Here is a 25,833-nt window from a genome sequence, read left to right on the forward strand (position 1 = left end):
GCCAAGAACGTCCCGGGCGACGTCGGCACCCAGAACATGTTGGGCGCGGCCTGGATCGGCCGCGAAGGGCAGGACGCGAAGTACATCTGGCCCTACATGTTCAGCCGGATCGCGGAGGAGTACGACAAGCGCTACGGGGGCGATCCGCGCCATCTCTGGAGCATCGCCGAGCTGAACATCCGGAACGCGCGCAACAATCCCAACGCCCAGACGCGCGTGTGGGACTTCGGTCCGGAGGCGTTCTCCGACGACCCGGTGGCGAACCCGATCGTCGAGGGGCGGCTGCACAAGGCCGACTGCGGACTCCTCACCGACGGGGGTGCCGGCGTGGTCCTCGTGTCGGACCGGTTCCTCGCTGCGCGCCCGGAGCTCCGACAGCGGCCGATCTCGCGCATCGACGGCTGGGGGCACCGAACGGCAGGCCTGCTACTCGAGGAGAAGCTGAAGCGCAGCTCGGACGAGCCCCTGATGTTCCCCCACGTCACCGAGGCCATTCAGGACACGTTCACGCGGGCGGGGGTCGGCACCGTCGACGACCTGGACCTGATCGAGACGCACGACTGCTTCACCGCGAGCGAATACATGGCGATCGACCACTTCGGGATCACCCCGCCCGGGGAGAGCTGGCGCGCGATCGAGTCCGGTGAGCTGGAGATCGGCGGACGAATCCCGGTCAATCCCAGCGGCGGCCTCCTCGGGGGCGGGCATCCGGTCGGGGCCACCGGAATCCGCATGCTGCTCGACTGCCACAAACAGGTCACCGGGACCGCGGGCGGATACCAGGTCGAGGGCGCCCGCCGCGCCGCGACGCTCAACATCGGCGGCAGCACGACCACCACCGTCGGCTTCGTCGTCGGGAGTGCGTGACGGGTGACGCTCGACCCGCCCCGATAGAGTTCTGCGACGTGGCACGACGAGCGGCGTACACGGAGCTGGAACCGGGTGGTGACAACGCCATCGCGGTCACCCTCGGCGCGCTCGGCGACGAGTGGAACCTGTGGATTCTGCGGTACGCGATCGCCGGTTGCCGACGCTACGGCGACTGGATGGAGCACGGGTCGATCTCCAACTCGGTGCTCTCGGCCAGACTCGCCCGCCTCACCGAGCTGGGGCTCTTCGACAAGGTTCGCTACTCCGACCGTCCGGCCCGCTACGAGTATCAGCTGACCGGGCGCGGTGTCTCGGTCTGGCCGATCCTGCTGAGCATGTGGGCGTGGGAGGCGCGATGGGCGCCGATGTCCGACGCCCCGCTGCCGGCGATGCGGCACCGCGAATGCGGCAGTCGTTTCGTCCCCGTCCTCGTCTGCGCGGCGTGCGGCGAGGAGACGGTTCGTCACGACGTCGCGGCCCGGCTCGGACCGAGCGGCGATTGGTCCCGCAGCGTGCCGGCCTCCATCGGCCGACGCCGATCGGCCAACGCACTGAAGCCCTCGCAACTGTTGCCCCACACCATGGAGCTTCTCGGCAACCGGTGGTCGGCGGCGATGCTCGGCGCCTTCATGCTGGGTGCCAGACGATTCGGTGAGCTGAGCGATCGGACGGGTGCGCCGCCGGCGATGGTCGCCGACCGCCTCCGCCGATTCACCGAGCTCGGTGTGATCTCCACGGAGTTGGCCCCCAACCGTCCCGACTGGGTCACCTATCACCTCACCGAGAAGGGTGAGGCGTTCTTCCCGGTCGTCGTGCTGATGATCGCCTGGGGGCAGCGCTGGTTCCGCGCGCCGGAGGGGCCTGCCATCGAGTTCACTCATCGGTGCGGGAAGCGTTTCGATCCGTTGCTCGTCTGCAGCGAGTGCCGGCACCGGCTGCGCGCGACCGAGGTGCTGGTGGAGGAGTAGATCCGGGTGCCGCCCGGGGTAACCCCGAGTCGACCCCTGAGGGAAGGACTCCCGGAAGGGGGTCGATCTCGGTTTCTTCCCCGATGTGACGACGCGCACACGCTCCCTAGCGTCGAGGTATGACTGCGATCGACACCGGCCCGCACGATCGCCTTTCGCCTTCTCTTCGTCTACTCGATCCTGTTCTGCCTGGCACTGTCGCAGATCACCATCGTCTACGCCGGCGTGGTGGCGAGCGTGCTGCCGGTGCGGATGGCCTTGTGGCAGCTGGGGTTGCTTTCTCCGGTCATCGAGTGGGCCGGGCGCACCTTCTTCGGCGTCGATGCCGTTCTGCGCAATACCGGTAGTGGAGACCAGACCGCGTTCTGGGTCCTCTGGTTCCTGATCGCAGCGGTGGCGGTGACAGCGGCGGTCGTCTGGTCGGCGGTGGACCGGCGTCGTCGCGACCACCGACGACTGTGGGCCTGGACCGTGCTGGGACTGCGACTCGCGCTGGGCGGACAGATGCTGGCCTACGGATTCGCCAAGCTCATCCCGGTGCAGATGGCACAGCCTCCTCTGGCCACCCTCCTCGAGCCGTACGGTGAGTTCAACCCCGGCATCGGTGCTCTGGATGCAGGTGGGGTCCTCCCCGGTCTACGAGATGATCCTGGGCAGCGTCGAGGTGCTCGGCGGGATCTTGCTGTTCTGCTCGCGCACAGCGGTTCTCGGCGCGCTCGTCAGCTTCGCGGCGATGACCCAGGTGCTGATCCTCAACCTGACCTTCGACGTTCCGGTGAAGATCCTGTCGCTGCATCTGGTGGTCTTCGCTGCGATCCTCCTCGCGCCGTACGCAAGAGGGCTCGCGGACCTGTTCGTCTTCGGGCGCACGTCCCGTCCGCCTCGCATGCCGCCGCTGTTCGCTCGCGCCGATCTGAACCGTCGCGCGGGGTGGGTACTGGTGACCCTGGGACTCTGGGTCGCATTCGGTGCCGCATACGAGAGCTGGTACGAGTACAACGAGTACGGTGGCGGTGCGCCGAAGCCGGCGCTGTACGGGATCTGGTCGGTCGGGGACCATCGTGTGGACGGGCGGTCGCTCCCGCCGCTGACCACCGACGAACAGCGTTGGCAGCGCGTGGTGTTCGACACCAACGGGGCCGTCACCCTCCAGATGATGGACGGTGAGCTGGTACCCGTGCAGGCACGGGTGGACGACGACAGGATGACCATTGTCCGTCCCGACGCAGACCTCCACGTGAGGCGGACCGACGCCGACACCCTGGTACTCACCGGGGTCGTCGACGGCACGCCGACCGCGATGACCGCACACCGTCTCGATCACGACTCGATGACCCTGCGCAGCAGAGGGTTTCACTGGATCCAGGAGGAGCCGTATTTCCGGTAGGCCGTCGGCGCCGAAGTAGAGGCGTGACTCCCAGAACGTCCGACGAGCGTGGTCATGCCCGGGCGGTCCGGGCACCGCGGTGTGCGGTCGGTAGGAGAGGAGCGATCACACGGCCGAGTCGATGTGCCCGGTGATGCGCATGGCGAGCACCTCCGGTTCGGTCTCGGGGAGCCAGTGGCTGCCGGATTCGATCGGCACGAAGGTCAGGTCACTGACGGTCTCGACGGTCTTCTCGGCGACGGCTCGGTTGAAGTAGGCGTCCTCGGTGCCCCAGATGTAGAGAGTGCGCGGCGGGGTGCGGAATCTCTCGCCGAACCGGTCCTGCGCTTGGGGAGCACGGTGTCGCGGAGCATCTGCCGGTACCAGTTGAGAGCTCCCGTGGCGACTCCGGGCCGGTTCATGAGTTCCTGATAGTGGGTCGCCCGCTCGGCCGGTAGCCCTGACCGCTCGAGCAGCCAGGCGAGTCGACGCCGGACGACCAGTTCCGGAACCAGCGGGAGGGCAATCGCTCCCATGTACCAGCTGCGGAGGAGTTGTCCGGTGTGCGTCCAAGCCCACGACAGAGCCGCCGGATGAGGTGTCGAGACCACCGTCGCAGTCGCCATCCGCGATGGATGTGTCTTCCTCATGGTCCAGACCAGCGAGCCTCCCCAGTCGTGACCGACGATGTGCGCGGAAGCGAGTCCGTGGGAATCGAGCAGCGCGACGACGTCGCCGACGAGCGCGTCGACCGTGTACTCCGCGAGTTCACGGGGTTGCGCCTCGGGTGAGTACCCGCGCAGGTCGGGGATGAGCACTCGGAACCCCGCGTCGGCGAGCAGACCGCCCACCTCCGACCACGACGACGAATCCTGCGGGAACCCGTGCAGGAGGATCACTGTCTGTCCGTCGGTGGGACCGAGGTCGATGAACTGCAGTCGTAGATCGCCGGAAACGAAGGTCTTCACGTGCAAGGCTTCTCTCGTCGGTCGGTCGCATCGGACTTCTACAGAGTGCCAGTCGATGACCGACAGACGCTGTTTCGGTCGAGTTCGGAGGTCCGCGTCAGAGCAGCAGGAGCCACACGAACCGCAAGACGAGCGCGCTGATTCCGAACACGGCCGTCGCGACGAGCCAGCGCCGAGCGAGCCGGTCGGCGGTCTCGGGCTCGCGTCCGCGACGCAGGTACGACCAGGCCGCGGTGATCGCACAGAGCGACGCGATGATCCCGCAGCCGAGCACCAGGGTCAGCATCAGGCCGTTCACCATGCCGGTGGGCCGTCTCCCCGACGTGCCCGGTCAGACCTCGTCTCGGCGACGCGACCTCGGTCGACGTCGCGTCGCCGAAACGACGTCTGCCAGTGCGTGCTCAGGATGTCACACTACCCGCTTCAGCTGCCCGGGCGGACGGTTGTCGTCGGCCGCGAGCGCGAGGACCTCGTTGAACCCGGCGACGAGGCACTCGGCCCACAGCTCCTGGTCGGTCACCGCGGCGCCGTCGGAATTGATGCCGAGACAGGCGACCCCGTTGTGGGTGATCATCGTGGCCATCATGGCGCAGCCCGGGAGCGGGCCGAACGGGAACATCCGCTCGACCTTGGCGCCGGCGACGTAGGTGTCCCACGGGATTCCGGGCACGTTCGACGCCTGCAGGTCGTTCTGGCTCGTCGCCCCGCTGAAGCGCATCAACACCGAACCCGGCAACCAGGCCATCACCGAGCCGAGGGTGTTGAAGATGTCGACCGCGGGCTCGTGCCGGGCCTGCCGGACCTGCTCGCGAATGGTGAGCACCCGTTCGAAGGGGTCGGCGATGCCGACGGGGCCGGCGAGCCGCCCGACCGCGATCCGATTGCCGCCGGCCGGGTCCTCCGGGCGCCGCACCGAGATCGGGATGGCGACCGGGATCGCCTCGACCGGGCAGTTCATCTTCTCGTGGTAGTACCGGAAGCCGCCGATCAGGCCGGCGAGGTAGACGTCGTTGACCGACGAGCGTGCCGCCGTCGCGGCCGCCTTGAGATCGGCGAACGGGACCTCGAAGGCGCCGAACCGCCACGACACGCTCCGGTTGGCGAGCAGTGGGGAGCCGGGCGGACTGACGAGACCGGCGACTCGCGGCACCGACCTGCCGTAGCGGAGCGCCGTGCTCAGCGCCTCCCGCGGATGCGCGAGTGCGCGAATGCCCTTCAGGGTCAGGTCGATGCGATGGGGAACACGGCGGATCTCCTCGGCGACCTGACGCTCCAGGATGTCCAGCGTCGTGATGTTCACCGGGTCCGGGCTCGGCGGCTGCGGTTTCTTCGGGTTGTGCTCGCGCGTCGGCGAATGCAGTTGCGCCAGACCGATGATCGCACCCAGGCCGTCGGTGAGCGCGTGATGGGCCTTGAGGAAATAGGCAGCCTTGCCGTCGGGCAGGCCCTCGAACAGGTAGCCCTCCCACGGCGGGCGCGCGGCGTCGAGGGCGGTCATGGCGAGTTGCTCGCAGGTCGTCAGCAACTCCCGCATGGATCCGTCGCCGCCCAGCCGGACACGCCGCAGGTGGTAATGCAGGTCGAAGTCGGGATCGACTGCCCAACTGGGTGTTCCGGTGCCGAAAGGGGAGTCGACGACGCGCTGGCGGAACCGCGGCGCCATCCGGCTGGCCCACTCATGGGCCGCGACCAGGCGGTCCCAGTCCGGGTCGCAGTCGTAGATCTCGAGCATGCAGATGGTGCCCCGCATGCGACGGTCGGTGTCGCCGCGCCACATGATGGTGTCGACGGGCGACATGTGCGGGTCTCGGGCCCAGTCGAGCGGCTCGTCCACGCCGTGGGTGAGGTCGGCGTCGTTGCTCATCGTGCGGTCTCCTCGGGTGAACGACGCAGCGACTTCACCGAGTCGTCGACGAACGACTCCAGCGGCCAGTCCGCGAGCGTGCTGACGTACATCTGTCGGACCTCCTCGGCGCGTTTGCCGATCTCCTCGACGGTCCAGGTGCTCGTGTCGATCGGCGGGAGGACCATCACCTCGACGGTCCCGGGTCTGATGAGTTGCGCACCGCGCCACATCAATTCGCCGGTGTTGCGCAGCACCACCGGGACGATCGGCACGCCGGCCTGCATCGCGATGTGAAACGGCCCCTTCTTGAACTCACCCACCCGCGGCGTCGGGGAGCGGGTGCCCTCGGGGGCGATGACCAGCGACATCCCGTCGCGCAGTGCGTCGACGGCGGGCGCGAGCTGCTCGATCGCCTTGCTCCGGTCGGCGCGGTCGATGAAGACCAGGCCCGCCTGTTTGAGGATCTCCCCGAGAACCGGGACCCGGGCCACCTCCTTCTTGGCGACGCCGGTGGCCTCGCCGCGGATGAGGTGGATCATCACCGGCAGGTCCAGCTTGGACTGGTGGTTGAACAGGAACACGCACGGCCGGTCCGAGAAGAGGTATTCCCCGCCCTCGAGCACCTGGACGTGCACGCCGGCCAGCGACAGCCCGACGTCGTTGCCCGTGGGCAGCGCCTCGACCAGGGCCTGCGGATCGCGCCGGACGATGCCGGCGGCGACGCCGACCGCCGCCGACGCCAGGAACGACCCGTAGAACGCGCCGGTCCGGGCCAGCATGCCGAACTTGTTGTAGGTGGGGTTCTTCAGGTCGATGATCGGCCACCCGCGCGCCTCGGCCTCGGCGCGGAGGATCCGGCGCGGGGACACGGCCGCAGGATTGCCGACGGCCTCGAGATAGGGGATGTCCTCGTTGCCGTCGCTGTAGGCGAACGACGCGTTGAGGTCGATGTCGTGTTCGCGTGCGAGTTGCCGGACGGCGGCGGCCTTGCCGGGGCCCCACAGCGGGCGGCCCTTGATGTTGCCGGTCACCACGCCGTCCACCACCTCGACGTCGGTGGCCAGCGCATAGTCGGCGCCGATCTCCTTGGCGATCGGCTCGATCTGGAATCGCGTCGCCGACGAGGCGATCACGATCGTGTGCCCCATCTCGCGGTGCGCGCGCAGGATCTGCCACATCTGCGGTCGGAGTTTGGCGGCGGTCTCGTGCTTGAACAGGTACTCGCCGAAGGCGATCAGCTCGGCATAGGTCTTGCCCGCGAAGGTCGGCCGCGTCGCTGCGAGCACTTCGGCGTAGTCCTGCTCGGACACGACGCCGCGCAGGCCGATGAGCAGGAACTCGGCGAGCTCGCCGAGCCCGAACTCCATGCTGCGCAACCGGGCCCGCATGATCGCCGCCGCGGAGAATCCCTCGATCAGGGTGCCGTCGTAGTCGAACAGCGCCGCGACCTGCTTGCCCCGCGGCGCCGAGCGGATCGCCCGCATGCGATCGGTGAACGCGCTCACCGTGCGACCTCCTCGTCGGTCCGGCCGACGGGCTGGAGATCCTCGATCGCGGCGATGCGCGCGAGCCGGTCCCGCATCAGTTCGACCTCGTCGAGCCAGTTCTGGCGGGCGACACGCAGGTCGACGACGCCCTCGCCGTGGATGAGCCCGCGGTTGTCGGCGAGGCGATAGCCGCCGTCGTAGAGATCCTTCGACACCGAATCCTTGCTCCGCAGAACACCTTGCAGGTCGAGCTGCCGGCCGAGGCCGAGGCAGTCCTTGATGAAGGTGTCCTTCTCGCGGGCGGTGTTGCCGAGTTCGACGAGCTTGGTCGCGACGACCAGCTGGGCGTCGAAGAAGGGTTGCAGGGTCCGGCGCGCGAACAGGGCGCCGGTGTGGCGGTGCAGCATCTCGTAGGTCCACTCCTGCGACGGGGTGACCTCGCGCCAGCCGGGTGCCAGCAGATCGAGTTCGACGCCGAGGCGGTGGAGGAACTCCTGTTTCGGCGGGAAGAAGAACTCGAACTTGAGCAGGTCCCGGATGCGTAGCGCCTCGCGTTGGGCCGCGGCGAGCAGCCCCTCGTCGGGGCTGGGTGGCGTACTGCCGACGTGGTCGCTGCGTATCGGCGTGCTGCCGGCCTGCACCTCGCCCTCGGCCAGGGCCAGCAGCCCCATCTCGACGATGGCGCGGTCGACGAAGTGGTGGATGGCGCCGTTGCGGTAGTACGCGGCCACTGCACGGTTCTCCGGCACGATCCACCACACCTGCTCCGACCCGCCCTCATAGGTGGCGACGACGCCGTTGCCGGCGAGGACCCGCAGCGTCTGGATCAGCCCGACCCCGCGGCAGAGCGACGGGTCGGGTCCGGGGAGCCCGCGTTGGTCGATGTAGTCCAGCAGCGGGGCGAGCACGGCCTCGATCTCGGAGAGCGTGTAGGCGCGGTCCCGGGCGCCGAGTCCGGCGAAGCCGACCAGGGACGTCGCGGTGATCGGGGTGGCCGAGTTGATCTCGTCCATGACGCGGAAGGCGACCTTCTCGAGCTGTGCGCTCCCTTCGCCGGCCTCGGCGAGCGTTTCCCGCAACGACAGCGGCCTGCCGAAACGGACCCTCGCCTCGCCGAGGTAGTCGCGTTGCGCCTTGGCGTATCGCAGCAGCCATCCGACGCTCTCGGGCTTCTTGACCCCGCCGGCGTCCTCGGCGGCGATCGCCCCGACCTCATGCAGCTGGTCGTAGACGATGGAGGTCGGCACGATGGTCACATCCACGTCCTCGAGTTGGTCGAGCGCGTCGACGACATAGCGCAGCAACCCCAGCATCGGCCGGCGCAGCTTGCCGGTCCGGCTGCGTCCCCCCTCGATGTACCACTCGAGATTGAAGCGCTTCTCGATGATGTAGGCGAGGTAGGAGCGCATCGCGAACTTGTAGACCGGGTCGGCCCCGAACTTGCGCCGGATGAAGATCATCCCGGAGCGGCGGGCGATCGGCCCCACCGGCCAGAACGACAGGTTGTTCCCACCGAGGACGAGGTTCGGCGGGAAGTCGTTGCTGCGCAGGACCTTTGCCAGGACCAGCGGGTCGACGTACGAGCGATGCGACGGCAGGAAGATCAGGCCCGTCTTCTTGTTCAGCTTGCGCAGCGAGTTGAGGGTGTCGACGTCGACGCTCACATTCCATGCGCGTTCGTGGAGACGGTCGAAGGTGGCGGAGAAGATGTCTCTCATCAATCGGCTCTGGGTTGCGACGAAGCCCGACAGTTTATCGATGGCCTCGGCGACCACCGCGTCCGTCGGACGCCCGAGCTCGGCGGCGAGCTCGGCGGCCCCGGCCCGGAAACGGGCCGAGCTGCTGATCTGCTCGGCGACCAGCCTCGGCACCTTGTAGCGGTCGCCGACGATCTGTCGTTCGGCGCGTTCGGCCGAGATGGATGCCTGCAGCCGCACGAACTCGTCGAAGGACGACGCCACCTGCTCGCGATCGTGGCGATCCCGCAGTTGGGCGATGGTGGCCGGCTCGCCGGCGGCCACGCGCAGGGCGTCCGGGCGGCGCTTGCGGATGATCGGTTGCATGGGTCCGAGTGGCCGGCGCGGATTCGACAGGACGAGGACGTCGCCGAGGGTGACGCGGCGTTCCCCCTGGCGGGCCGCGGGAAGCCAGACCGGTCGTACCGGAACCAGGAGCGTCTCCGGCGGCAGTTCCTCGAAGTCCACCTCCGAGCCGGGGCGGATCTCGGCATCCGGATAGGCGTCGGCGGCCCACTCGGAGACGGCCTGCATCTCGCAGGAGGTACGGGCCTTGGTCAGAACCAGAACCGGGTCGGTCACCTACATCACCCTTCACGTCGCCTCGACGGGGACTGCGCCCCCGGGGTCCCGGCGGCTCCGACGATTCGCCGCTCGGATCCCACTGCCCATTGTGACGTGGCTTACATCGGACGCGGTGCCTTTTCGACGATGCGGCTCGGGTCGGTGCGATGACCTCTCGTGCACCGACCGTCACGGATAGGCTGGCGGGGTCCGGGGAGGGGATTCATGGGGATTCGGTTACGTGCGCTGACGTCCGTCGGGGCGGCGCTTGCGGTCGTCGGCGGCCCGGCTGCGATCGCGGATGCCGCACCGCCCACGGTGCGGTCCGGCATGCAGATCAGCATCGACGAGACGATCCTGACGGTCAACAACTGCACGCTCGGAGCGGTGATCTCCCGGGGGAAGGCCCTGACCGCAGGACATTGCGGCGCTCTCGGGCGCGCCGTCCGAGACCGGAACGGGAACCGGATCGGGACCGTGGCCGCGAACCATGTCGGCCGCAAGCTCGACGTCGCGGTGATCTCCCTGGCGCCGCGGGCCGAGATCCGGGTCGACGAGATCGACTGGCAGCCGGGGTTCGTCCGCGGCCAGGTCGTCACCAAGAACGGAATCGCCACCGGCTCCGGCAGGGGAAAGGTGACCGACCCGGTCCCGGCGGTGCGGACGTCGGCCGGCTTCTCGCTCGCACCGCCGTTCGTCGACGTCCATGAGTCCTACACGATTTCCACGACGCTTCGCTCCGAGATGGGTGACAGCGGTGCAGGTGTGCGCAATGCGCGCGGGCGGGTCGTCGGCATCCTGTCGTCGGGTACGGCCGACGGTACGCGGGTCGTCCCGCTGTCGAAGCTGCCGAAAGCTCTCCGCTAGACCCGGATCGGTTGCGGCGCTGTACCTTTCGGACACCATCCGGGTCGGGTGCGAGCGGGGCGGGAACGGCGGGTGGACGACGAAGCCGTGAAACGACGAAGCCGTGAAACGACGAAGCCGTGAAACGACGAAGCGCCGCGCCGGACATGCCGGACGCGACGCTTCGTGAAGTCAGGTGTGCTTAGAGCGCGCTGACGTTGGTTGCCTGAGGGCCCTTCTGGCCCTGCTCCACGTCGAACTCGACGCGCTGGTTCTCCTCGAGGTTGCGGAAACCGCTACCGTTGATCGAGGAGTAGTGGACGAAAACATCGGCGCCCTGGTCGTCGGGTGCGATGAAGCCGAAGCCCTTTTCGCCGTTGAACCACTTGACGGTTCCCTGTGCCATACTGCTGTACTTCTTTCTTCAGTGAACAGCCACCCAAACCGATGGCTGCTCGGCCAGTCTGTCACAGAAAACCCGCCCTGGGAAACGGTGAGTCCGAAAAGGGCTCTGACGTGGCACGATCTGGGAGGTCGGTGCGCGTCCGGTGCCGTTCCCGTCGGGCGGGTCTTCGTGAGCGTGGCCGGGGATCAGATGTGCACGGTGTCCGATCTCGGTGCGCCGATGCGGCGGTCGGTGCCGGATCGGGACCCGCCGCGCCACAGCAATGCCACGACGATCACACCGACGACGCACGGCACGAGTTGCATCCAGCCGACGGCCGGGGCCAGTCCGACCTCCCCCGAGGTGTCCTCGATGAAGACCAGGGTGGCCGTGACGGCGACGGCGGCGGCGAAGATCGTCGAGACGATCGTCCGCGCATGGCGGGTGCCGCGCCGGATCAGCCAGGCGCTCGTCAGCCAGGCGACGACGCCGACGGCGCCCATGATCCCGAGGATGCCCAGGTACGCCGTGGCGGCGGTGTCGATCTCGTCCGGCGTGAAATCCGGATACCCGTGCCGGATGTGATCGGTCAGCACGTCGCGCATCCCGAACGGGATGATCGCGACCAGTGCGGTGAGGACCGCGCCCAGCGCCGTCAGTCCGGTGACCACCCTCGTGTTCGCTGTACTGCTCATCGTTCTCACTCCTTTCGTTGGACGGTGGGGGACTCGTCGACGTCCCGGTGCGTCGCCTGAGCCCCGCGGGGGATGACGGTCAGTGCGACGAGAACCGCGACGACGAGCAGTGCTGCGGCCGCGGTGAGGCCGAGTCCGTATCCGGCGTTCGCCGCGTCGACGGAGGGGTCGCCCCCGGTTCGGCTCGCGGCGAGCGTGCCCAGTGCGGCCAGGCCGAGCGCGGCGCCGATCTGCCGGGAGCTGTTGAGCAGCGCGGACGCTGTTCCGCTCTCGTCCGCCGCGACGCCGGCGGTGGCGACGGAGACGACCGGTGCCAGCGCCAGCCCGAAGCCGACGCCGGTCACGATCGCCGGCCCGAGGATGTCGGCGAGGAACGAGCCGTCGACGGAGATCCGGCCGAACCAGGCCAACCCGAGTGCGGTGAGTCCGCCGCCGATCACCATCAGGGTGCGCGGGGCATACCGGTAGCCGAGCCGCACGGCGAGCACGGACCCGACGATGACCCCGAGGGCCAGGGGCAGGAACTCGAGGCCGGTGACGGCCGGCCCTTCGCCCAGCACGCGTTGGGCGTACAGGGAGGCGAAGTAGAAGGCCGACGCCATCGCCCCGCCCAGCAACAGGTTGAAGATGTTCGCGCCGGTGACCGATCGGTGGCCGAAGATCCCCAGCCGGACGAGCGGTTCGTTGCGTGTCGTCTTCTCGACCAGGACGAATGCGCTGAGCAGCACGGCCGCCGCGGCCAGGGTGGTGACGGTGCTCGTCGACGCCCAGCCGACGGCGTCGGTCCGGACGATGCCGTAGACCAGCGTCATCATGCCCGCGGTCGCCAGGACGGCCCCCAGCACGTCGGGGCTCCGGCGGCCGCCGGTCAGGCGATCGGCGGGGATGCCGGTCGCGACCGCCAGGGCGATCGCGGCGATCGGGGCGTTGACGAACATGACCCACCGCCATCCGGCGTACTCGGTGAGCACGCCGCCGATCACCACGCCGAAGGCGCCGCCCGCGGCGTTCATCGCGCTCCAGATGCCGAACGCCTTCACGCGTTCGCGTCCCGCCGGGAACGTCGTGGACAGCAGGGCCAACGCGGCCGGCGCCATGGCGGCGGCGCCGACGCCCTGGATCGCCCGTGCCACCACGAGCTGCATCGGGTTCATCGCGAAACCGCCTGCCACCGAGGCTATCCCGAAGACGATGAGTCCGGTGAGGAGTAGCCGTCGACGGCCGTACCGGTCGGCGAGTTTGCCGCCGAGGAGCAGCAGTCCGCCGAAGGTCAGCGCGTAGGCGTGGATGACCCAGGTGGAGCCGACCGCATCGAATCCGAGGCCGTCTGCGATCCGGGGCAATCCGACGTTGACGACCGAGAGATCGAGCGAGACCAGGAACTGCGTCACGGCCACCGCGGCGAGGACCAACTGGGAGCGGGCGAGTGTTTCCGGATACTTTTCGAACATGTTCCGAAAGTAAGAACGCGCAGGTCGGGTGTCAACCCTCGATTTCGCGGACCATCGCCTCGGGGTTTTCCCCCACAACGCAGAATGGAGGGCGTGACCCGATCGAGTTCGACGCCCGACCGCGCCTCCGGCGCCGCGCCCGGCAGCTCCTCCGGCGGCCGCACCGGGCGGCCGCCGGTGACCTCGCGTGCGCAGATCCTGGCGGCCGCCCGGGCGATCATCGACGAGCACGGATGGGAGAAGCTGACGATCCGTCGCCTGGCGTCGGAGCTCGGTGTCGGACCGACCACGCTCTATCACCACGTCCGCGACAAGGACGACCTGCTGATCCAGCTGCTCAACGACCACGCCGACGCCACGGTGCGCACGCCGCTCCCGGAAGCGCCGCGTGATCGGATCGTCCAGGCCGCGTTGGTGATCCACGACTCGCTGAGCTCCTGGCCGTGGGCGGCCGAGATCCTCACCACCGACGGCTTCCTCGGACGCCTGGGCGAGTCGTCCCTGGAGATGGTCGAGGCCATCGTCGGCGCCGCCGTCGATCACGGATGCACGACCGAGCAGGCGGTGGTCGTGTTCCGCAGCATCTGGTACTTCACCGTCGGCGAGATCCTCGTGCGTGCACACTCGGACCCCCGGCGTCCCGCCGAACCCGAACTCCTCCAAGGGTTCCTGAGTACGGCGAACCCGGAGCGGTTCCCTCGTCTCGCCGAGATCGGTCAGGACTGGCCGGTGATCTCGGCCCGCGACACGTACCCGTGGGCGCTCGAGGCCTTCGTCGACGGCCTGCTGGCCCATGCCCGGGACGAGCGCTGAGTCCACGGCCGGTGGGCCGGTGATCCGCGGGAAGTGCAGGTCACGGGGCTGCGCGAGTCGCCGTGGAATATGTCGACCCCCGCGAGGACTTGAACATGATCATGGCCCGTCGCGGCGCGGATGCCGCCAGGCGGTGGCATTCCCCTCGCGGCGGCCCGGTCTCGAGGTGACCCCTCGTACATCCCGACGAAAGGACAGATCGCGTATGACAGTCCCGAACATCACGCTGAACAACGGAGTATCCATCCCGCAGTTGGGTTTCGGTGTGTGGCAGGTCCCGCCGGAGGACACCCGCGCCGCGGTCGCGACGGCCCTCGAGGTCGGCTATCGGCACATCGACACCGCCGAGATGTACGGCAACGAGAAGGGCGTCGGGGAAGCCATCCGCGAGTCGGGGCTGAGCCGGGACGAGGTGTTCATCACCAGCAAGCTCAACAACGGGTTCCACGCCTACGACGACGCGCTGAAGGCGCTCGACAAGACCAACGAGGACCTGGGGGTCGAGCAGGTCGACCTGTTCCTGATCCACTGGCCGCTGCCGGGCGTGGGCGACTTCGTCGAGACCTGGAAGGCGCTGGAGAAGGCCTATGCCGACGGCAAGGCGCGCGCCATCGGCGTGTCGAATTTCCAGCAGGCCCACCTGCAGCGACTGCTGGACGAGACCGAGATCGTGCCGGCGGTCAACCAGATCGAGGTGCACCCCTACTTCTCGCAGAATGCGTTGCGTGCCTTCAACTCCGAGCACGGAATCGTGACCGAGGCGTGGTCGCCGCTGGCGCAGGGCAAGATCGTCGACGACCCGGCGATCACGAAGATCGCCGAGGCGAAGGGCCGCACGCCGGCGCAGATGACCCTGCGCTGGCACCTGCAGCGCGGCGACATCGTCTTCCCGAAGTCGGTAACGCGATCGCGTGTCGAGGAGAACTTCCACGTGTTCGACTTCGAGTTGTCCGACGACGAGATCGCCGCGATCGACGCGGTGAACCGGGACGAGCGCATCGGACCCGATCCGGACACGTTCAACTGGATTCCCTGATCTGACGGCGCATGAGGGCGGGCCACCTGCAGAGGCGGCCCGCCCTCGTCGCCGGAGCGGACCGTGGTCGATGCAGACCCCGGTGATCACCTCCGGCGACGCACCGGGCACTCTCGGAGCTTGTGACGACATGGGAACTGCTGGCCGTCCTGCTGGCCGGAGTCGGCGCGGGCGCGATCAACGCCGTCGTCGGCAGCGGCACGCTGATCACCTTCCCGACGCTGGTGGCGTTCGGGGTCCCTCCGGTGACCGCGACCATCTCCAACGCCATCGGCCTCGTCGCCGGCGGGGTCTCGGGGACCTGGGGCTACCGGAGGGAACTCGCGGGGCAGTGGCCGCAGCTGCGGTGGCAGATCCCGGCCTCGTTCGTCGGCGCGATCGTCGGATGCTGGCTCCTGCTGAACCTGCCGGAGACAGTGTTCGAGTCGGTCGTGCCGGCGCTCCTCGTCGCCGCGCTGGTCCTCGTCGTGGCGCAGCCCCGGATCCAGAAGTGGGTGACGGGGCGGACGACGGCCCCGACGCATCCGCAGCGGCCTCGCCTGACGCCGCTGCGGATCACCGCGATGATCGCCGGGACGTTCGCGGTCGGGATCTACGGCGGCTACTTCACCGCCGCCCAGGGCATCATGCTCATGGCCGTCCTGGGCATCGTGGTCCCCGACCACATCCAGCGCATGAACGCCGCCAAGAACCTGCTGTCGCTGGTGGTCAACGTGGTCGCCGCGGTGACCTACACCCTCGTCGCCTTCGACCGGATCGACTGGGCGGCGGCCGGCGTCATCGCCCTCGGTTCGCTCGTCGGCGGTGTGATCGGCGCCCGGTACGGACGTCGCCTGTCACCGGCGGCGTTGCGCGCCGTGATCGTGGTGGTCGGGTTGATCGGACTCTGGCGCCTGCTGGGTTAGTGGGCGCCGGCGTCCTTCGTGCGCTTCGGGATCAGGTGCATCAGCGTGACGAGGATCGCGCCGACCGCGAGGCCGACCAGCGCCGAGACGACGGTCCCGGCGGTCCAGGACAGGACGCTCCCGAATCCGCCGTGGACGAGCTCGCCGAACCAGTGCTCAAGGTGGTGCAGTTGGTCTGCGGGCCAGTGGAATCCGGCCTCGCCGACGTTGACGATCAGGATGTGGCCGCCGACCCACAGCATCGCGGCGATGCCGACCACCGTGAGTGTCGCCATGATCTTCGGCATCGCGTTCACCAGACCGCGGCCGACCGATTGGCTGATCCGCGATTCGCGCCGGGCCAGCGCCAGGCCGACGTCGTCCATCTTCACGATGAGCGCGACCACGCCGTAGACCAGTGCGGTGATGAGGAACGCGACGACGATCAGGACGATGAGCCTGGTCCAGAACGGCTCGTCCTCGACCGACGACAGCGAGATGACCATGATCTCGGCCGACAGGATCAGGTCGGTGCGGATCGCGCCGCGGACCATGGTCTTCTCGAACTCGGGTCCGCCCTGCTTCGGGCCCGCGTCCTCGTGGTGGCCGCCGCCGATGGCCTCCCAGACCTTCTCCGCCCCCTCGTAGGAGAGGAACAGGCCACCGGCGATCAGCAGGTACGGCAGCGCGCCGGGGAGGAACTGACTGAGGAGCATCGCCACCGGCAAGATGATCAGCAGCTTGTTGCGGATCGACCCGATCGCGATCTTCCGGACGATCGGCAGCTCCCGGTCGGGCGTGAACCCGTCGACGTAGCGCGGCGTGACAGCGGTGTCGTCGACGACGACGCCCGCGGCTTTCACGCTGGCCTTGCCGGCCGCGGCCCCGATGTCGTCGAGGGACGCGGCGGCGGCACGGGTGAGTGTCGCGATGTCGTCGAGCAGGGCGACGAGGCCAGTGGCCACGGGCACCTCCAGTTCGGCCGGGCCCATCGGTGCGGGCCGTGTCAGAAGAACAGTATGCCGAAGACCCGGTGGCGGCCGGGGATGCCCTCGCCGTCCGGCGCAATCGCGCCGGGGGGAACGCCGAACCGGCGGGATTCGCCGCCGACATGCGTGTGGCCTGCGCATTCGCATCTCGTGATCGGCGAAATCAATCTGCCACGCGCGGGTTTCCGTGCCGTCATGGTCGCGGTGTCGAATGACTGACACGTGGGAGCCACGACGCGCATGGTCGTCGACGACGAGGAGAACTGATGAACGCCATCGAGAACGCCATCGATGCCCTTCGTGCGGGCCGGCCGGTCCTGGTCACCGACGCCGCCGATCGTGAGAACGAGGGCGACGTCATCCTGGCCGCCGACCGCGTGAGCACCGAGTGGACCGCCTGGACGGTCCGCAACACCTCGGGTCTGCTGTGCGCGCCGATGACGGGCGAGCGGGCGGACATGCTCGAACTGCCGTCGATGGTGGCGAACAACGAGGACCCCAAGGCGACTGCATACACGGTGACGGTCGATGCGGCCGAGGGCGTCACCACCGGGATCTCCGCGGCCGACCGGGCTCACACGCTGCGCATGCTTGCCGCGGCCGCCGCCGGTCCGCGCGACTTCACCCGTCCCGGGCACGTTCTGCCCCTGCGGGCCCGGCCGGGTGGCGTCCTGGAACGTCCCGGCCACACCGAGGCGGCCGTCGACCTGTGCACGATCGCCGACATCGCCCCCGTCGGGGTGATCGCCGAACTCGTCGCCGACGACGGATCGATGATGCGCTATCCGCAGGTCGCCGCGCTGGGGTCGCGGATGGGCCTGCCCGTCCTGACCATCGAGGAACTCGTCAACTACCGCCGGATGCACGACGCCGGACGCTGGACGGTGGGGCCGCGTGTCCGCCGGGGCGCCGAGACGGTCCTGCCGACCCCGACCGGCGAGCTCCGGGCGATCGGCTATCGGGACACCGAGACCGGCGACGAACACATCGCCCTGATCAGCGGCGGGGTCGCCGGCGACGGACTGCGCCGCCCGGCCCCGCTCGTCCGCATCCACTCCGAATGCCTGACGGGAGAAGCCTTCTCGTCGCAGCGCTGTGAATGCGGTCCGCAGCTCGAGGCCGCGCTGGAACGCATCAGCCACGAGGGCGGGGTCGTCGTCTACCTCCGCGGGCACGAGGGGCGGGGCATCGGCCTGCTCAAGAAGCTCGCCGCGTACCGCCTGCAGGACCAGGGACTCGACACGGTGGAGGCGAACCTCGAACTCGACGAGCCGGTCGATGGCCGCGAATACGGCGCTGCCGCTGCTATTCTCGCCGATCTCGGTATCGACCGCGCGCGTCTGCTGACGAACAACCCCGACAAGGTCCGTGCGCTGACCGACTCGGGGATCGCGATCGCGCAGCGGGTGCCGCTGATCGTCGGGGTCAAGCCCGCCAACGTGCGCTACCTCGATACCAAGCGTCGTCGACTGGGGCACTTCTTCGACAACGTCGTCGACGACGGGACGTCGGTCGCCTCGGTGTGATTCCCGGTTCCGCGGAGACCCGGGCGAGACGGACATCGCGGGGCGGGACCCGGAATCGCATGTGAGGATGTGCGATTCAAAGCCCCGCCCCGCGATCGTGCATCGGGGTTCGGGTGGAGACCCGTCAGGCCGGGATCGCGTCCGGTGATTCGGGGAGCACCTGGCCGCCGTCGACGGCGATCGCCTGACCGGTGATGTAGCCGGCCTCCCTGGTGGCGAGGAAGGCGGCGAGGGTGCCGATGTCCTCCGGGGTGCCCAGCGCCTTCATCGGGATCGCGCGGGTCATGCCGGCGATGTAGTCCTCGCCCATCTCCACCAGGCCCTCGGTCAGGATGTTGCCCGGCATGATGGCGTTCACGGTGATCCCACTGGCCGCGAGCTCGATGGCGGCCGTGCGCATGAAGCCGAGCTGGGCGGCCTTCGACGCCCCGTAGTGCGACCAGTTGGGGAATCCGGTGATCGGCCCGGTGATCGACGAGGTGATGATCACGCGGCCGCTGCCCGAGGCCGTCAGGCCGTCGAGACAGGCCTGGACGGTGAAGACGGTGCCCTTCACGTTGACGTCGAGCACTTCCGAGAGCTGGGCGTCGGTCATGGTCGGCAGCGAGGCCTCGGGGAAGATGCCGGCGTTGGCGCAGACGACGTCGATGACGCCGAAGGCGTCCATCGCCGCCGCGGCCATGGCATCGCACGACTCGCGGCTGCTCACGTCGGTCGGTATCCCGATGATCTTCCCGGCGCCGAGGGCGTCGAGCTCGGCGACACACGCCTCGATCTCGGCTTCGGACCGGGCGGCGACCGCGACATTGCAGCCGGCGCGGGCGAACACGCCGGCGATACCGCGGCCGATGCCCTTGGTGGCGCCGGTGACGATCACGGATCGGCCGGACAGATCGAACAGGGACATGGTTCTCCTCGGGATCGGTGAGACCGGCGGGCGCCGGTGACGGGGGTGGACGGGACTCAGGCGGCGGACGATCGGTCGACGGCTCCTCGCAGCCAGTGCGGATCGCCGAGGTAGTTGCGGGCGAGAGCGGCTGTGCCGGACGCGAAATCCTCGCCCAGCTCGCGGGCCGCGTCGGAATCGGCGTGCGAGGCCACCCACGCGGTCAGCTGGATGCGCCGCAGCAACACGAACGTCGGGATCATCGCCCGATGCTCGTCGGGGAGCGGGCGGACCGCAGTGTACCCCCGCAGCCAGTCGGCGATCAGCTCTTCGGCCTCGGGGGAGTCCTCGATGAACGACAGCGCGGAGCCGAGATCGGCGAGATGCCAGGACCAGCCGCAGTCGTCGAAGTCGATGACGGTGACGACCGGGAGATCGGAGCCAGGGTCGACCATGAGGTTTGCCAGACGCAGATCGGCGTGGACGAGCCCGAACCGGTCGGGTCCGGTGCCGAAACGTTGCAGGCGCTCGGCGATGACCTCGGCGGCCGCGGCGATGTCCGCGCGGTCGCGTTCGCTGAGTCCGGGTGCCTCGCGCCACTGGCCCCACCGCGCACGCGGACCGAGTATCGACTCCACGTCCCAGGTGAACCGGGTGAATCCGGCCGGCGGAGACCACGACATGCTGTGGTCGTGGAGGTGTGCGGTGACCGTCCCGATGGTGGCGAAGTCCACCATGTCCGGGGATTCCTCCGCGGTGCGGCCGGGCACCACGGTGACCGCGTCCACCAGCAGGGATCTGTCGTCGACGGTCACCTCGACGACGTCGGAGCCGTCGACCGCGGAGATCGGCGTCGGGGTCGACACCGGGGACTGTGCGCCGAGGGCCGACATCCAGTGCAGTTCCGAGCGCACGGCGTCGAGCGAGTGGTAGCCGGGACGATGAACCCGCAGGACCATCTGCGAGTTCCCGTCATCGGCCAGGTAGGTGGCGTTCTCCGACAGGCTCAGCAGGCGCAGCGCCGCGGACGGCGCGAGCCCGTAGAGGGGTAGAGCGGCCTCTGCGAAGGCGCGGTGGTCTGCAGGCAATCCGGACACCGGAACATCGTCGCGCCGGAGGCACTCTTTAGCAGTCCGAAGGACGGTCTTTTTACCTGCGGTTAGCGAGACGCGGGAAGACGAAACAAGGCGGTAACAGCAAACCCGTGCCCGTGACGACAAGTGTTGTCGCACAGCTCATCACGCCGAGCACCCGGTGACCCGCGTCTCAGGGCGCCGGGTCGGCCGCGGGGACCGGCGACCGCGGGGTCAGAGACGGCCGAGGAGCTCGGCCTTCTTCGCGGCGAACTCCTCGTCGGTGAGGATTCCGCGTCGATGCAGGTCGGCGAGCGACTCGATCGCGGCGACGATGTCCGACGCCCCCTGCGGTGCCGACGCCGCGCCCTGGACGGGTTCCGCCGCCGGGGCCGGGGCGTCCGGCGCGGGTGCGGCGACCGGCGTCCCCGCGACCTGGTCGGCCCCGGGCTCCACCAGACTCGACACGTCGAACGTGCCGTACTGGCTGGAGAAGGACAGCGAGCCGTAACCGGTGCCCTGCTGCTGCTGGACGCCCGAGATCTGGTGGTCTCCGGTGTCGAACACGCGCGTGGTGCCCGCGACCTGGATCGCGAGGCGGCGCGTGCCCGGGAAGACGGCGTAGCGCAGGTCGTTCTGGGCTCCAGACGAACTAGGGATGCCGAGATCTGCCGGCCACCAATTGCCCGACGTCTGAGCGCCCGACCCGGCGAACGCGTCGTTCCCGGCCGGGGCCGGCGGGAAGATCTGGATGGTCGCCAGCAGGTTCGACAACTCGTTGCACAGCGAATCGACCCGGGCCTTGAGCGAGTTGTCGAACATGTCGCCGACCATCGTCATCCCTCCGCGCATCCACTGGCCGGAGCCGCCGAGTTCGGGGATGTTGAACTGCGCCATGGTCCCGCCGCCGGAGTTCACGGCGAACAGCATCGCCAGCACCGCGTCGCGGGAGATCCCGTAGCGGGCGGAGATGTCGGCGATGGCGGATTCGGCTTCGGGGGTGACCGATGCGTTCATGGAGATGTCTTTCGTCGAGGCCGGAGCCCTCAACAGGCTACACAGCTTCGACGGGGACACCGGGATCATCGCGGCCCGGAGCGGGCCGGGACGGGGTGGTGCGCGGCAGGCGGGGGATCGTCGCGCACCACCCCGGGGGCCGGGTGGTCAGGCGGACAGCCGTGCGAAGGCCGACCGATGGAAGACGATCGGATTCTTGGAGTGATCGTTGGCCAGGCCGATCACCCGCAACACCACGATCTCGTGGTCGCCGGCGACGTGGGAACTCTCGATGGAACACTCGAAATGGACCGGCGCCTCGTCGAGGAGAAGCGCGCCGCTCGGCAGGACGGTGGTGTCGACGCCGGCGAAGCGCCGGGTCTTGTCCTTCGACGACAACTGCCGGATGACCTCGGTGTGGGTCTCACCGAGCACGGAGATCCCCAGCGTGGGCAGGCCTCGGAGGACGGGCCAAGTGGTCGAGCTCTGCTGGACCGCGAACATCACCAGCGGCGGCTCCTGCGAGACACCGACCGCGAACGACGAGGCGACGATGACGGTCGGCTCGTCGCCCGCCATCCCGGCCAGGGCGACGACGCCGGTGGGGAAGGCGCCGAAGGCCTTTCGGAGTTCGGTGCTGTCGATCTCGGCGGTGGGGATCAACGTGGTCATCACTCACCCGCCGACACGGTCGCAGAGGCGGACGACAGGACCACCTGACCCCAACGGTCGATCCAGGGCTGGAAGGCCTCGGCATCGTCGTAGAGCTTGTCCACCACGTAGAGCCCGGCGGCCGGCACCGTGGCGCCGAGCTCCACGAGCACCGGCTTCAGCAGCAGATCGGGCGCCATGTAGTGGGCGGGTCCCGCGCCGAGCATGAGCGGGATCGCGGTGACGTCCTGCAGCCCGTCGCTGGTCGAGAACTGATCGAGGAACAATTTGAGCAGGCCGGTGTAGGTCGCCTTGAAGGTGGGGGAGGCGAACACGACCAGGTCGCTGCCGGCGACGGTCTCGACCGCCGAAGCGACCGCGGGATCGCCCCACCCCAGGAGCCCGGCGCCGAGGTCGACGACGTCGACCACGTGATCGGGCTCCTTGCCGGTGAGGGTCGACGCCAGCAGGCTCGCCGCCGTCAATGTCCTCGACGCAGGCTTCGGGTTGCCTGCCACAACGGAAACGATCACGATGCTTCCCCTTCGAATGTCGCGGTGTTGATCTCACCAGCAGCGTGCGCGCGCGACATTGCCGAAGCGTCAAGCGATCATTTCACACAGATTGCGCCACAGTGCCCACCCGATCTGCGCCGGTGTGGGCCTCGCGCGAATCGGTGAACGCCGATTCCCGCCCGGGCGGAACAGGATTCGGATCGGGGCACCACGTCAGATCGGAGTGGTCGACCTGCGATTCGAAGCGGACCAGGTCGGCGCGGAAACGGTCGAAGACGATCTCCAGGGGTGCGCCGTCGGCGGCCGTGTAGAGGATCTCGCGGGACAGCAGGGTCTCTCCGGGGGCGACACCCAGGAGGCGGGCGGTGCGATCGTCGGCGCGTTCGGCGCCGATGGAGACCGCCGCGCCCCCGGGCGCCACGCCGAAGAACTCGGCGAGCGTCCGTGCCATCGAGATCGGCTTGTCGCGCAACAGGTTCGGATCGGCGTTGAACCGCGGTGAGAAGTAGGCGCTGCGCATCCCGATGGTCTCGCCGCGGGCGATGAAGGAGTTCTCCACGAGGCGGACGACGTCGTCGTCGATCTTCAACCGGGAACGGACCAGCGGAAACGTCGGGACGATGCATTGATCGGTCACCTGTATGTGGACCTGCTCGCCGCCGGTCACCGCGATGTCGTCAAGCGCCACACCGAGATCGCGGCGATTGACCCGGGTTCCCACGCGTGGCCGGCGGATCACGACGCCGGTCTCGCTCAGCTCGTTGAGCGCGGCGCGCACCGAACCCCGACTGGAGTTGAACATGATCATGAGGTCTTCTTCGACCGGCTGCGCGTCGATGTCGATGGTGCCGTTGCGAATCGAGGCGAGTATCAGGTCGCGCACGCGGCGAGAGGACACCTGGCGCCCACGCGCCGAACCTCCGCGCGAACGGGGGTGAAAGCTGGGTGGCGTCGTCATGATCAGGTTCCGATCGTGAAGAGTGGGGGTTGAACGGCCGATGCAAAGGGAGTCTAAGGACTCTTGCGGCCGAGGTCGCGCCGAGTAGCGCGCATCACATTCGGCGCAAAACCGATGCGATCGGAGACCCCCGACCTCTTGACCTGCGCAGATCGGTTCCATCTCCCGTTTGTGAACCCGCGCAATTGATCAGTCACGCCGCGACGCGGGTTTCGAAACAAATCGACCACAGGATCAGGTCCCAACAGATTGATCGACCCGTGGATGGGAGGAGTCGAGTGACCGTCGATATACGAGTCGACACGGGCATCGCAGATCCGACGCTCGTGACCGGAACCGCCGATGGCGGAACCGGGACAAAGGGATTCGGTGCGCAGTCGGTGCTGTCCCGACTGTCGGAGTGGGCCTGGGTGGGCCGCGCCGCCGGCCGCGCGATCGTGAACTTCCTCATCTTCGTGGTGGCGGCCTTCTTCCTCGTCCAGCTGATCCCCGGCGACCCGCTCGTGTCGTCGTCCGGCGGCCGCCTGTCCGGCGAGGCGTTGGAGAAGGCGCGAGAAGTGTACGAACTCAACGGGTCCCTGGCCTCACAGTTCTGGTCGTATCTGACCTCGCTGTTCAGCTTCGACCTCGGGGAGTCGATCGCGACGGGTCGCCCGGTCGCCGAGGACATGGCCACGCGCATCCCCGCGACGCTCGAGCTGATCGGGACCGGCCTGTTCTTCGCCTGCCTCGTCGCCCTGCCGATGTCGTACTTCGTCGTGACCAAGCCGACCAACCGCTTCGCGAAAGTCCTGCGCTCCTACGCGAGTTCAGCGGGTGCGATCCCCGAGTACGTGGTCGGCATCCTGTTCCTGTTCGTCTTCTTCGCGACACTGGCCTGGGTGCCCGCACCGTCGGGGCGTCTGGATCCCACCCTCATGCCACCGGCCGAGGTCACCGGGTTCCCGATCCTCGACGCGTTCATCGCCGGCGACGCCGAGGCCGCCAACTCCTACATCTCCCACCTGATCCTCCCGGTGGCGGTGATGGTGGTCTCGCACACGGCTATCCTGGTGAAGTCGCTGATCCTCGCGCTCGACACCGAGATCGACAACCCGGCAACGCGATTCCGGATCGCCTCGGGTGCCCCGCGGCGCATCGTGATCGCCAGCGTGTACCGCCGGGCGCTGCCATCGGCGGTGGCGATGCTGGGCATGATCTTCGGTCTGCTCCTCGGCGGCGCCGTGGTCCTGGAATCGCTGTTCGGCCTCGGCGGCCTCGGCCAGTACGCGGTCGACGCGGTCCGCGCCTCGGACGTCTTCGCGCTCCGCTCGTTCCTGGTGGTGATCGCCGGTCTCTGCCTGATCGTCTACTTCCTCACCGAGGTGGCCACCGGTCTCCTCGACTCCCGCCGCCGCGACTCGCGAAACCAGGAGGTCTGACATGGTGATGCCAACGCTGAAGAGCACCTCTGAGACCGACGTCGACCGATCGGCGGGCAGGCCCGCCGGAGCCGTCGCCGGCCTGCGTCGCCACGCCGCGCTCATCCCGTTCGGAATCCTGTTGCTGTTCGCGGTGATCGGGCCGATCGTCGCCCCGCAGCCGGCGACCGAGGTGGTCGGGACACCGTCGACCGCGCCGTCGGGAGACCACTGGTTCGGCACCGACTCCAACGGGTTCGACGTCTTCTCGCGGACGCTCACGGCCTTCCGCCTCGACATCCTCATCGCGATCGCGGTCACCCTGCTGGCGACCGTCGTGGGCATGGCCATCGGCGCGATCGCCGGCATGTACGGCTCCAGGGGAGGTCTGCTCGGCGTGATCGCCGGAACGCTCGGCCGCACCATCGATCTCGTCCAGGCGCTGCCGGTGATGATCGGCGGGCTGGTGATCGTGTCCTTCTTCGGGCGCAACGAGGTCGTGGTCTCGATCGCGCTGGCCCTGGTGCTGATGCCCTTCCAGGGACGTCTGATGCGCACCGAGGTCCTGCGAACCCGCAACGACGGGTACGTCACCGCAGCCCGCATGAGCGGCGAGTCCGAGATCCGGATCCTGTTCCGCCACGTGATCCCGAACTCGTGCGCACCGGTTCTCGAGAACGCGTCGGCGATCTTCGGCATGGCCATCATCTTCTGCGCCGGCCTCGGGTTCCTGGGAGTCGGAATCCCGCTCCCGACCGCGGAGTGGGGCAACATGCTCGCCGACGGCGCCGCGGACGCCGCGGTCGGCCGGTGGTGGCCGGCGCTCTTCCCGGTGCTCGCACTCGCCTACTCGGTGTGGGCCGCATCCAAGGTCACCACCTTCATCTCCCGCCGCCGGCGGACCTGATCATCCCGGCCCGCCCG

General features: G+C 68.7%; 24 protein-coding genes and 1 pseudogene. 10 read left to right on the forward strand and 15 right to left on the reverse strand.

Features of this window, described 5'->3' with window-relative positions:
- From GP2_RS14820 to GP2_RS22430, 3 genes and pseudogenes are all read left to right on the forward strand, one after another.
- The coding region (locus GP2_RS14820) for an acetyl-CoA acetyltransferase (RefSeq protein ID WP_006901337.1) at positions 1-867 on the forward strand (867 nt) is incomplete at its 5' end.
- Positions 868-905: 38 nt separating this feature from the next.
- The gene (locus GP2_RS14825; protein ID WP_006901338.1) at positions 906-1,838 is read left to right on the forward strand and encodes a winged helix-turn-helix transcriptional regulator; all 933 of its coding nucleotides are present in this window, start codon (positions 906-908) and stop codon (positions 1,836-1,838) included.
- A gap of 123 nt (positions 1,839-1,961) precedes the next feature.
- Positions 1,962-3,225: pseudogene (locus GP2_RS22430) on the forward strand (DoxX family protein).
- Between the two features lie 203 nt (positions 3,226-3,428).
- On the opposite strand, the gene GP2_RS14835 reads toward GP2_RS22430, so the two are convergent.
- The 5 genes from GP2_RS14835 to GP2_RS14855 all read right to left on the reverse strand — a co-directional run bounded on the left by GP2_RS14835 (position 3,429) and on the right by GP2_RS14855 (position 9,823).
- Positions 3,429-4,172, reverse strand: coding sequence for an alpha/beta fold hydrolase (locus GP2_RS14835; protein WP_255218633.1), 744 nt, complete (start codon positions 4,170-4,172; stop codon positions 3,429-3,431).
- A 97-nt stretch (positions 4,173-4,269) separates the two neighbouring features.
- A complete protein-coding gene (locus tag GP2_RS14840; protein WP_006901341.1) occupies positions 4,270-4,473 on the reverse strand; it encodes a hypothetical protein in 204 nt (67 codons plus the stop codon).
- Between the two features lie 108 nt (positions 4,474-4,581).
- Positions 4,582-6,036: a wax ester/triacylglycerol synthase domain-containing protein gene (locus GP2_RS14845; protein ID WP_006901342.1), complete on the reverse strand. Its 1,455-nt coding sequence runs from the start codon at positions 6,034-6,036 to the stop codon at positions 4,582-4,584.
- A complete protein-coding gene (locus GP2_RS14850; RefSeq protein WP_006901343.1) occupies positions 6,033-7,523 on the reverse strand; it encodes an HAD-IB family hydrolase in 1,491 nt (496 codons plus the stop codon). The genes GP2_RS14845 and GP2_RS14850 overlap by 4 nt, the downstream gene beginning before the upstream one ends.
- On the reverse strand, positions 7,520-9,823 hold the full coding sequence (locus tag GP2_RS14855; protein ID WP_006901344.1) for a glycerol-3-phosphate 1-O-acyltransferase: 2,304 nt from the start codon (positions 9,821-9,823) through the stop codon (positions 7,520-7,522). Before GP2_RS14855 ends, GP2_RS14850 begins: the two co-directional genes overlap by 4 nt.
- A 207-nt stretch (positions 9,824-10,030) precedes the next feature.
- Here GP2_RS14855 and GP2_RS14860 point away from each other — a divergent pair, with 207 nt between their 5' ends.
- Positions 10,031-10,672, forward strand: a complete 642-nt coding sequence (locus GP2_RS14860; RefSeq protein WP_006901345.1) for a trypsin-like serine protease — start codon at positions 10,031-10,033, stop codon at positions 10,670-10,672.
- A gap of 181 nt (positions 10,673-10,853) precedes the next feature.
- Here the strand turns inward: GP2_RS14860 and GP2_RS14865 are convergent, their stop codons facing one another.
- From GP2_RS14865 to GP2_RS14875, 3 genes are all read right to left on the reverse strand, one after another.
- A complete protein-coding gene (locus GP2_RS14865; RefSeq protein ID WP_006901346.1) occupies positions 10,854-11,057 on the reverse strand; it encodes a cold-shock protein in 204 nt (67 codons plus the stop codon).
- A 185-nt stretch (positions 11,058-11,242) separates the two neighbouring features.
- On the reverse strand, positions 11,243-11,731 hold the full coding sequence (locus GP2_RS20955; protein ID WP_006901347.1) for a hypothetical protein: 489 nt from the start codon (positions 11,729-11,731) through the stop codon (positions 11,243-11,245).
- 5 nt (positions 11,732-11,736) lie between these two features.
- A complete protein-coding gene (locus tag GP2_RS14875; RefSeq protein ID WP_006901348.1) occupies positions 11,737-13,182 on the reverse strand; it encodes an MFS transporter in 1,446 nt (481 codons plus the stop codon).
- Positions 13,183-13,266: 84 nt separating this feature from the next.
- On the opposite strand from GP2_RS14875, the gene GP2_RS14880 reads away from it, so the two are divergent.
- The 3 genes from GP2_RS14880 (at position 13,267) to GP2_RS14890 (ending at position 15,936) form a co-directional block, all read left to right on the forward strand.
- Entirely contained in the window at positions 13,267-13,995 is a 729-nt protein-coding gene (locus GP2_RS14880; RefSeq protein ID WP_083900254.1) for a TetR/AcrR family transcriptional regulator, read from the forward strand.
- 205 nt (positions 13,996-14,200) lie between these two features.
- The gene (locus GP2_RS14885) at positions 14,201-15,031 is read left to right on the forward strand and encodes an aldo/keto reductase (RefSeq protein WP_006901350.1); all 831 of its coding nucleotides are present in this window, start codon (positions 14,201-14,203) and stop codon (positions 15,029-15,031) included.
- 122 nt (positions 15,032-15,153) lie between these two features.
- Positions 15,154-15,936 (forward strand): sulfite exporter TauE/SafE family protein, encoded by a 783-nt coding sequence (locus GP2_RS14890; protein WP_006901351.1) that lies wholly within the window; start codon positions 15,154-15,156, stop codon positions 15,934-15,936.
- On the opposite strand, the gene GP2_RS14895 is transcribed toward GP2_RS14890, so the two are convergent.
- On the reverse strand, positions 15,933-16,880 hold the full coding sequence (locus GP2_RS14895; protein WP_174320728.1) for a DUF808 domain-containing protein: 948 nt from the start codon (positions 16,878-16,880) through the stop codon (positions 15,933-15,935). The two genes, GP2_RS14890 and GP2_RS14895, sit on opposite strands and share 4 nt — an antisense overlap.
- Before the next feature lie 290 nt (positions 16,881-17,170).
- Here GP2_RS14895 and GP2_RS14900 point away from each other — a divergent pair, with 290 nt between their 5' ends.
- Entirely contained in the window at positions 17,171-18,430 is a 1,260-nt protein-coding gene (locus GP2_RS14900; protein ID WP_006901353.1) for a bifunctional 3,4-dihydroxy-2-butanone-4-phosphate synthase/GTP cyclohydrolase II, read from the forward strand.
- 124 nt (positions 18,431-18,554) lie between these two features.
- On the opposite strand, the gene fabG is transcribed toward GP2_RS14900, so the two are convergent.
- From fabG to GP2_RS14930, 6 genes are all read right to left on the reverse strand, one after another.
- A complete protein-coding gene (gene fabG / locus GP2_RS14905) occupies positions 18,555-19,331 on the reverse strand; it encodes a 3-oxoacyl-ACP reductase FabG (protein ID WP_040527175.1) in 777 nt (258 codons plus the stop codon).
- Between the two features lie 62 nt (positions 19,332-19,393).
- On the reverse strand, positions 19,394-20,413 hold the full coding sequence (locus GP2_RS14910) for a phosphotransferase enzyme family protein (protein WP_006901355.1): 1,020 nt from the start codon (positions 20,411-20,413) through the stop codon (positions 19,394-19,396).
- A gap of 210 nt (positions 20,414-20,623) precedes the next feature.
- Positions 20,624-21,406 carry an SHOCT domain-containing protein gene (locus GP2_RS14915; protein ID WP_006901356.1) on the reverse strand — a complete coding sequence of 261 codons (783 nt, stop codon included), beginning with the start codon at positions 21,404-21,406 and terminating at the stop codon, positions 20,624-20,626.
- A 147-nt stretch (positions 21,407-21,553) separates the two neighbouring features.
- Positions 21,554-22,057 (reverse strand): flavin reductase family protein, encoded by a 504-nt coding sequence (locus GP2_RS14920; RefSeq protein WP_006901357.1) that lies wholly within the window; start codon positions 22,055-22,057, stop codon positions 21,554-21,556.
- Entirely contained in the window at positions 22,057-22,569 is a 513-nt protein-coding gene (locus GP2_RS14925; protein ID WP_006901358.1) for an NADPH-dependent FMN reductase, read from the reverse strand. Before GP2_RS14925 ends, GP2_RS14920 begins: the two co-directional genes overlap by 1 nt.
- A gap of 82 nt (positions 22,570-22,651) precedes the next feature.
- Positions 22,652-23,434, reverse strand: coding sequence for a GntR family transcriptional regulator (locus tag GP2_RS14930; RefSeq protein WP_255218634.1), 783 nt, complete (start codon positions 23,432-23,434; stop codon positions 22,652-22,654).
- A 353-nt stretch (positions 23,435-23,787) separates the two neighbouring features.
- On the opposite strand from GP2_RS14930, the gene GP2_RS14935 reads away from it, so the two are divergent.
- Complete coding sequence (locus tag GP2_RS14935) at positions 23,788-24,930, forward strand: ABC transporter permease (RefSeq protein WP_006901360.1); 1,143 nt, start codon at positions 23,788-23,790, stop codon at positions 24,928-24,930.
- A 1-nt stretch (position 24,931) separates the two neighbouring features.
- Positions 24,932-25,816 (forward strand): ABC transporter permease, encoded by an 885-nt coding sequence (locus GP2_RS14940; protein ID WP_006901361.1) that lies wholly within the window; start codon positions 24,932-24,934, stop codon positions 25,814-25,816.
- Positions 25,817-25,833 lie beyond the last annotated feature (17 nt).

Source organism: Gordonia paraffinivorans NBRC 108238 (genome assembly GCF_000344155.1).
GTDB lineage: Bacteria > Actinomycetota > Actinomycetes > Mycobacteriales > Mycobacteriaceae > Gordonia > Gordonia paraffinivorans.

Bases quoted from the DNA above. Each gene is read 5' to 3' on its own strand.
- GP2_RS14840 (WP_006901341.1), bottom strand. From the start codon at position 4,473: ATGGTGAACGGCCTGATGCTGACCCTGGTGCTCGGCTGCGGGATCATC.
- GP2_RS14845 (WP_006901342.1), bottom strand. From the start codon at position 6,036: ATGAGCAACGACGCCGACCTCACCCACGGCGTGGACGAGCCGCTCGAC.
- GP2_RS14860 (WP_006901345.1), top strand. From the start codon at position 10,031: ATGGGGATTCGGTTACGTGCGCTGACGTCCGTCGGGGCGGCGCTTGCG.
- GP2_RS14865 (WP_006901346.1), bottom strand. From the start codon at position 11,057: ATGGCACAGGGAACCGTCAAGTGGTTCAACGGCGAAAAGGGCTTCGGC.
- GP2_RS20955 (WP_006901347.1), bottom strand. From the start codon at position 11,731: ATGAGCAGTACAGCGAACACGAGGGTGGTCACCGGACTGACGGCGCTG.
- GP2_RS14875 (WP_006901348.1), bottom strand. From the start codon at position 13,182: ATGTTCGAAAAGTATCCGGAAACACTCGCCCGCTCCCAGTTGGTCCTC.
- GP2_RS14880 (WP_083900254.1), top strand. From the start codon at position 13,267: ATGGAGGGCGTGACCCGATCGAGTTCGACGCCCGACCGCGCCTCCGGC.
- GP2_RS14885 (WP_006901350.1), top strand. From the start codon at position 14,201: ATGACAGTCCCGAACATCACGCTGAACAACGGAGTATCCATCCCGCAG.
- GP2_RS14900 (WP_006901353.1), top strand. From the start codon at position 17,171: ATGAACGCCATCGAGAACGCCATCGATGCCCTTCGTGCGGGCCGGCCG.
- GP2_RS14915 (WP_006901356.1), bottom strand. From the start codon at position 21,406: ATGAACGCATCGGTCACCCCCGAAGCCGAATCCGCCATCGCCGACATC.
- GP2_RS14920 (WP_006901357.1), bottom strand. From the start codon at position 22,057: ATGACCACGTTGATCCCCACCGCCGAGATCGACAGCACCGAACTCCGA.
- GP2_RS14940 (WP_006901361.1), top strand. From the start codon at position 24,932: ATGGTGATGCCAACGCTGAAGAGCACCTCTGAGACCGACGTCGACCGA.